The organism is Streptomyces viridosporus, assembly GCF_002078235.1.
Lineage (GTDB): Bacteria > Actinomycetota > Actinomycetes > Streptomycetales > Streptomycetaceae > Streptomyces > Streptomyces viridosporus.
In genome coordinates this window covers 1-6250 of record NZ_MSGP01000246.1, presented here as the reverse complement: position 1 = coordinate 6250, position 6250 = coordinate 1, and the positions used below count along the sequence as shown (strand labels likewise).

The 6250-nt window shown below is 70.6% G+C and carries 7 protein-coding genes, 5 tRNA genes and 2 pseudogenes; 10 read left to right on the top strand and 4 right to left on the bottom strand.

Features of this window, described 5'->3' with window-relative positions:
• The 6 genes and pseudogenes from B7L92_RS42415 to B7L92_RS18375 form a co-directional block, all read left to right on the top strand.
• Nucleotides 1-161 (top strand): annotated as a pseudogene (locus tag B7L92_RS42415) (HAD family hydrolase); the annotation flags it as partial.
• Between the two features lie 91 nt (nucleotides 162-252).
• Nucleotides 253-324 (top strand) — tRNA-Gln (locus B7L92_RS18395).
• Between the two features lie 40 nt (nucleotides 325-364).
• Nucleotides 365-437, top strand: a tRNA-Glu gene (locus tag B7L92_RS18390).
• A 61-nt stretch (nucleotides 438-498) separates the two neighbouring features.
• Nucleotides 499-571 (top strand) — tRNA-Glu (locus tag B7L92_RS18385).
• Between the two features lie 21 nt (nucleotides 572-592).
• Nucleotides 593-664 (top strand) — tRNA-Gln (locus B7L92_RS18380).
• Nucleotides 665-691: 27 nt separating this feature from the next.
• Nucleotides 692-764, top strand: a tRNA-Glu gene (locus B7L92_RS18375).
• A gap of 98 nt (nucleotides 765-862) precedes the next feature.
• Here B7L92_RS18375 and B7L92_RS41410 read toward each other — a convergent pair.
• Nucleotides 863-1171: a hypothetical protein gene (locus tag B7L92_RS41410; RefSeq protein ID WP_081238648.1), complete on the bottom strand. Its 309-nt coding sequence runs from the start codon at nucleotides 1169-1171 to the stop codon at nucleotides 863-865.
• 184 nt (nucleotides 1172-1355) lie between these two features.
• Nucleotides 1356-2069, bottom strand: coding sequence for an IclR family transcriptional regulator NdgR (gene ndgR / locus B7L92_RS18365; RefSeq protein WP_004983042.1), 714 nt, complete (start codon nucleotides 2067-2069; stop codon nucleotides 1356-1358).
• A gap of 197 nt (nucleotides 2070-2266) precedes the next feature.
• Here ndgR and leuC point away from each other — a divergent pair, with 197 nt between their 5' ends.
• The 4 genes from leuC to B7L92_RS18345 all read left to right on the top strand — a co-directional run bounded on the left by leuC (nucleotide 2267) and on the right by B7L92_RS18345 (nucleotide 5576).
• Nucleotides 2267-3694: a 3-isopropylmalate dehydratase large subunit gene (gene leuC, locus B7L92_RS18360; protein ID WP_081238647.1), complete on the top strand. Its 1428-nt coding sequence runs from the start codon at nucleotides 2267-2269 to the stop codon at nucleotides 3692-3694.
• Between the two features lie 6 nt (nucleotides 3695-3700).
• Nucleotides 3701-4294 (top strand): 3-isopropylmalate dehydratase small subunit, encoded by a 594-nt coding sequence (gene leuD, locus B7L92_RS18355; RefSeq protein WP_081238646.1) that lies wholly within the window; start codon nucleotides 3701-3703, stop codon nucleotides 4292-4294.
• 276 nt (nucleotides 4295-4570) lie between these two features.
• Nucleotides 4571-4801 (top strand): SCO5555 family protein, encoded by a 231-nt coding sequence (locus B7L92_RS18350; protein WP_081238645.1) that lies wholly within the window; start codon nucleotides 4571-4573, stop codon nucleotides 4799-4801.
• Nucleotides 4802-4937: 136 nt separating this feature from the next.
• A complete protein-coding gene (locus B7L92_RS18345) occupies nucleotides 4938-5576 on the top strand; it encodes an HU family DNA-binding protein (RefSeq protein ID WP_081238644.1) in 639 nt (212 codons plus the stop codon).
• 94 nt (nucleotides 5577-5670) lie between these two features.
• On the opposite strand, the gene B7L92_RS18340 is transcribed toward B7L92_RS18345, so the two are convergent.
• Nucleotides 5671-5874, bottom strand: a complete 204-nt coding sequence (locus B7L92_RS18340; protein WP_004983032.1) for a hypothetical protein — start codon at nucleotides 5872-5874, stop codon at nucleotides 5671-5673.
• A gap of 9 nt (nucleotides 5875-5883) precedes the next feature.
• A pseudogene (locus B7L92_RS18335) lies at nucleotides 5884-6250 on the bottom strand (hypothetical protein); the annotation flags it as partial.

The following is a 6250-nucleotide window of genomic DNA, read 5'->3' as shown; positions in this document are numbered from 1 at the left end:
GCGCCGCGGAGGCCGGGTTGCTGTCGGTGTGGATCGACCGCGGCGGGGCGTACGCGACCGTCGAGCCGCCCGTGGGGCCGCGCCGCATCGCCTCCCTCGCCGAACTGCCCGCACTGCTCGCCTCCGATACTCGTTTTGGAGCGCCGTCCACCTTCGGGTAATGTTCTTCCTGCGCCGCGGAGAGCGGGCCGGAAGGCCGGGACTCCACGGTGCAGAACTAGAACAAAATCCCCTCAGGGGCTTGCGTTCCAGTGGCCTATGGTGTAATTGGCAGCACGACTGATTCTGGTTCAGTTAGTCTTGGTTCGAGTCCAGGTAGGCCAGCTCGCAGAGCTCATCTGCAACCTGCGGATCACATCCGCGAGCCCCCGTTGTGTAGCGGCCTAGCACGCCGCCCTCTCAAGGCGGTAGCGCCGGTTCGAATCCGGTCGGGGGTACAGATCCTTCCCGCGGGAACAGTCGGGTCGCTCCCACTGTTCTCGATGCAGGATCGCTAGGGCCCCCGTTGTGTAGCGGCCTAGCACGCCGCCCTCTCAAGGCGGTAGCGCCGGTTCGAATCCGGTCGGGGGTACTGACTGGTCTAAACCATCATTGGTCTATGGTGTAATTGGCAGCACGACTGATTCTGGTTCAGTTAGTCTTGGTTCGAGTCCAGGTAGACCAGCAGGATCTGCGGAAACGTGTGATCCACGCCCCCGTTGTGTAGCGGCCTAGCACGCCGCCCTCTCAAGGCGGTAGCGCCGGTTCGAATCCGGTCGGGGGTACAGATGGCGAGAGCCCTCCACTGCGGTGGAGGGCTCTCGGCGTTCCGGGGGAGCGGCGGCGCGAGGCGCCGGACGCCGGTCCCGCCGGGTGATCCGGTTCACTCGGTCCCGCGGCGCCGTGCCGACTCCTCCTCCCGTACCGACCGGTGGAGCGTCCGCGGCACCGGTTCGAAGAGCACCGCGGAGGCCACCGCCGGCTCCACCCGCTCCGTCCCGGAGACGCGCCTCGCCATGGAGTCGAGCCGCCTGCGCGCCGCCTGGTGGGTCAACTCCCCGTACAGGGCCACCAGTTCGACGTCCCGGGAGTGGCCCGGCCGGCGCTGCGGCCCGACGAGCCGTCGCCGACGCGGCCCGGCACCTCGCGCGCCGTCGCCACCGGCAGGCCCCACCCGGATCAGGGCGCGCACCAGCCGCAGCCGGCGCGGGAGCTCCTCGCCGTCCCCGGTCGTCGTCGCATGGGTCCGGCGGCGCCGCTCGCCGCCTCCCCGCGGACGTACTGCGTCGTCCGACGGCGGGTGGGGCCGGGGAGGGCCTGCCGCGGCGTCGAGGCGGGCCCGTCCCCGACGGGGCGGCGGACGAAGAAGGGGGCGGTCAGGAGCGGCGCAGCGCCTCGGAGAGGCGGCCGGCGGCGTCGATGACGGCCTGCGCGTGCATGCGGCCCGGGTGACGGGTGAGGCGCTCGATGGGACCGGAGACCGAGACGGCGGCCACCACCCGGTTCGAGGGGCCGCGCACCGGCGCGGAGACGGACGCGACCCCCGGCTCGCGCTCGCCGATCGACTGGGCCCAGCCGCGGCGCCGTACGCCCGACAGGGCCGTCGCCGTGAAACGGGCGCCCTGCAGACCGCGGTGCAGCCGCTCCGGCTCCTCCCAGGCGAGCAGGATCTGCGCCGAGGAGCCGGCCTTCATCGTCAGCGTGGAGCCCACCGGGACCGTGTCCCGAAGGCCCGACAGGCGCTCCGCCGCGGCGACGCAGATGCGCATGTCGCCCTGGCGCCGGTAGAGCTGGGCGCTCTCCCCGGTGACGTCGCGGAGGTGGGTGAGCACCGGGCCCGCCGTGGCGAGCAGGCGGTCCTCGCCCGCCGCCGCGGCCAGTTCGGCCAGGCGCGGGCCGAGGATGAACCGGCCCTGCATGTCGCGCGCCACCATGCGGTGGTGTTCCAATGCCACGGCCAGGCGGTGGGCCGTGGGTCGTGCCAGTCCGGTGGCGCCGACCAACCCCGCGAGGGTGGCCGGACCGGACTCCAGAGCGCTCAGGACGAGGGCCGCCTTGTCCAGAACGCCGACGCCGCTACTGTTGTCCATGAAACGATACTTGCGTCTCACTCTGTGAAACGCAAGTTCAATTTTCCGTGGAACCCGCCACTCTGGAAGCACGGAAGCAACGCGGCCCGTGGACCACCGGGCCTGGCGGCGGACGCCCGGGATCAGGGGTGCGGGCGCCGTCTCCTCACAGATCTCTAGATGGGCCGGAGGGGTTCGTGCCGGCCGGAGGGAAAGCGATGGGTAGGACACTCGCGGAGAAGGTCTGGGACGACCACGTCGTCCGGCGCGCCGAGGGCGAGCCCGACCTCCTCTACATCGATCTGCACCTGCTGCACGAGGTGACCAGCCCGCAGGCCTTCGACGGTCTTCGCAAGAACGGCCGGAGGGTGCGCCGGCTGGACCTGACCATCGCGACCGAGGACCACAACACCCCGACCCTGGACATCGACAAGCCCATCGCCGACCCGGTCTCCCGGGTCCAGCTGGAGACGCTGCGCAAGAACTGCGCGGAGTTCGGCGTCCGGCTGCACCCGCTGGGCGACATCGAGCAGGGCGTCGTGCACGTGGTCGGTCCGCAGCTGGGTCTGACCCAGCCCGGCACGACCGTGGTCTGCGGTGACTCGCACACCTCCACGCACGGTGCCTTCGGCGCTCTGGCGTTCGGCATCGGCACCTCCCAGGTCGAGCACGTGCTGGCCACCCAGACGCTGCCGATGGCCCGCCCGAAGACCATGGCGATCACGGTCAACGGCGAACTGCCCGACGGCGTCACGGCCAAGGACCTGATCCTGGCGATCATCGCGAAGATCGGCACCGGCGGCGGCCAGGGCTACGTCCTGGAGTACCGCGGCGAGGCCATCGAGAAGCTCTCGATGGAAGCCCGGATGACCATCTGCAACATGTCGATCGAGGCCGGCGCCCGCGCGGGCATGATCGCCCCCGACGAGACCACCTTCGAGTACCTCAAGGGCCGGCCGCACGCCCCGCAGGGCGAGGACTGGGACGCCGCCGTCGCGTACTGGAGCACGCTGCGCTCCGACGAGGACGCCGAGTTCGACGCCGAGGTCGTCGTCGAGGCCGCCGAACTGTCGCCGTTCGTCACCTGGGGCACCAACCCGGGCCAGGGCGCGCCGCTGTCCGCCGCGGTCCCCGACCCCGCTTCGTACGAAGACCCCTCGGAGCGCTTCGCCGCCGAAAAGGCCCTGGAGTACATGGGGTTGGAGGCCGGGCAGCCGCTGCGCTCCATCGACGTGGACACCGTCTTCGTAGGTTCCTGCACCAACGGCCGCATCGAGGACCTGCGCGCCGTCGCCGAGATCCTCCAGGGCCGCAAAGTCGCCGACGGCGTACGGATGCTGGTCGTCCCGGGCTCCGCGCGGGTGGGGCTGCAGGCCGTCTCCGAGGGCCTGGACGTGATCTTCAAGGAGGCCGGCGCCGAGTGGCGGCACGCGGGCTGCTCCATGTGTCTGGGCATGAACCCCGACCAGCTCGCCCCCGGTGAGCGCTCCGCCTCCACCTCCAACCGCAACTTCGAGGGCCGGCAGGGCAAGGGCGGCCGCACCCACCTGGTGTCCCCGCAGGTCGCCGCGGCCACCGCGGTCCTCGGTCACCTGGCCTCCCCGGCCGACCTCGCCGCCGACGCCCCCACGCCCGCTGGAGTCTGATCAGTCATGGAAGCATTCACCACCCACACCGGCCGGGCCGTCCCGCTGCGCCGCAGCAACGTCGACACCGACCAGATCATCCCCGCCCACTGGCTCAAGAAGGTGACGCGGGACGGGTTCGAGGACGGACTGTTCGAGGCCTGGCGCAAGGACCCGGAGTTCGTGCTCAACCGACCCGAGCGCGAGGGCGCCACCGTGCTGGTGGCCGGCCCCGACTTCGGCACCGGCTCCTCCCGCGAGCACGCCGTCTGGGCGCTGCAGAACTACGGCTTCAAGGCCGTGATCTCCTCCCGCTTCGCCGACATCTTCCGGGGCAACTCGCTGAAGAACGGCCTGCTCACGGTGGTCCTCGACCAGAAGATCGTGGACGCGCTGTGGGAGCTCACCGAAGCCGACCCCACGGCGGAGATCACCGTCGACCTCGAGGCCCGCGAGGTGCGCGCCGAGGGCATCACCGCCTCCTTCGAGCTCGACGAGAACTCCCGCTGGCGCCTGCTGAACGGCCTCGACGACATCTCCATCACCCTGCAGAACGAGGCCGAGATCGCCGCCTACGAGGCGAAGCGTCCGTCGTTCAAGCCGCGCACGCTCACGGCCTGACGCGCACGGCAGGCGGAGCCCTGCCGAGAGGTCGACTTTCGGCCACCCCACACCCCGCCCGTACCCCCGATCGGCTCGATCGGGGGTACGGGCGTCTCTGTGCCCGATCGGCTCCGCCCGGGACCCCGGATGCGCCCAACCTCCCACGTTACGGAGGTGATTGCCGGGGTACGTGCGTCATGTACCCACGGCTTCCGCGGGTGTCGGGAAGGCCGCCCGAGGCAGCAGTTGCCCCCTGCGCAGGCGACAACTCGCCCCAGATGGCACAATCTGTGCATGGAACACGACGGCCAACTCGAGCTCTATGCGGCGGTCGCGGTCCGGCTCAAAGAAGCGCACTCGAGGGTGCGCGCACTGCAAGTCCCGGAGGGCGTACGGATGGCGCTGACCCGGAAGCTGCTGGTCATTACGGCCGCGGCCAAGCACGATCTCGCCGGTGCGGCAAGGCGTCTGGATCGGTTCGTCGCGGACCTCGACGAGGGGCGATTCCCCGAAGAGGAGCGCTGAACCGGTCGGGACGGTCGAGTCCGTTGCGGCACAAGGGTGATTAGCCCGTTTCGTGTTTGATTTGCGGTATATATCTGCCTAACGTGCGAAAAAGCTTGAACAGTTTCGTTCTGGCGATGTCTCCGAAGGGGAAGACGTGAACAAGGCGCAGCTCGTAGAAGCGATTGCCGACAAGATGGGCGGCCGCCAGCAGGCCGCCGATGCTGTCGACGCGGTCCTGGACGCCATCGTCCGAGCGGTGGTCGCGGGGGACCGGGTCTCGGTCACCGGTTTCGGTTCGTTCGAGAAGGTCGACCGTCCGGCCCGCTACGCCCGCAACCCCCAGACGGGCGAGCGGGTTCGGGTCAAGAAGACCTCCGTCCCGCGGTTCCGCGCGGGACAGGGTTTCAAGGACCTGGTCAGCGGGTCGAAGAAGCTCCCGAAGAACGACATCGCCGTCAAGAAGGCCCCCAAGGGAAGCCTGTCCGGCCCGACGCCCACCATCTCCAAGGCCGCGGGCAAGAAGGCGGCCACCAAGAAGGCCGCGGCCAAGAAGGCGACGGGCGCGGCGAAGACCACGACGGCCCGGAAGACGACGGCGAAGAAGGCGCCCGCCAAGACGGCCGCGGCCAAGACCGCGGCCAAGAAGGCGCCCGCCAAGAAGACGGCGGCGACCGCCAAGACCACCGCCGCGAAGAAGGCGACCGCCAAGAAGGCCCCGGCCACGAAGGCGCCCGCCAAGAAGTCCACCGCGCGCAAGACCACGGCCAAGAAGACCAGCGCCCGCAAGAAGTAGCCGCGGGCAAGCGGTACTCACGCGCCGGGCCGGACTCCGTCGGGGAGCCCGGCCCGCGGCGTGTCCGGGGTGGTGACGGCAGAGAAACGGCCGGTCAGAACGTCTGGAGCGTCACCAGCGTGATCCGCCGTCCCTCGCCCTCGCCCTCGGTCTCGATCCGCACCCGCTGCCCGGGACGCAGCAGCCTCAGGCCCCCCGCGTCGAACGCCGGGGCCTCGAAGGGCACCGGGGTGCCGTCGTCCAGGAGCACCTGCCCGCTGCGGCTGACGGGGTCGTAGGTGTATGCGGTGGCCTGCATACCGGCAGCCTACTGCTCCGGAATCAGCAACCGCGCGGCGGCGGCGGCCGTGTGGGGACCCACCCCCAGTGCCAGCGCCGCCCGCAGATCGTCGCCGGTGTCCACGTCCTGCCGTACGGAATCGACCTCGTCCAGGCACAGCTCCACGGCCCCGGACGCCCGGTGCCGGGCCCGGGAATCGGGCCCGAAGGACGGACGCAATTCCCGGCCCGGGGACGCGGCCAGCAGGGTCGTGCCGATCGCGGCGGTATCCGCGAGAAAAGCACGCGGGAATGCGGCGGCCGTATCGAGAACACGGGCCAATTCCGGCGGGCCGGCGGGGTGGCGGCCCTGAACGCCGATCTGCCGGCGCTCCGCCCGCCGGAATTGGCCCGTG

Coding starts and splice junctions, on each gene's coding strand:
- ndgR (WP_004983042.1), bottom strand. CDS start 2,069: ATGGACAACAGTAGCGGCGTCGGCGTTCTGGACAAGGCGGCCCTCGTC.
- leuD (WP_081238646.1), top strand. CDS start 3,701: ATGGAAGCATTCACCACCCACACCGGCCGGGCCGTCCCGCTGCGCCGC.
- B7L92_RS18350 (WP_081238645.1), top strand. CDS start 4,571: ATGGAACACGACGGCCAACTCGAGCTCTATGCGGCGGTCGCGGTCCGG.
- B7L92_RS18340 (WP_004983032.1), bottom strand. CDS start 5,874: ATGCAGGCCACCGCATACACCTACGACCCCGTCAGCCGCAGCGGGCAG.
- leuC (WP_081238647.1), top strand. CDS start 2,267: ATGGGTAGGACACTCGCGGAGAAGGTCTGGGACGACCACGTCGTCCGG.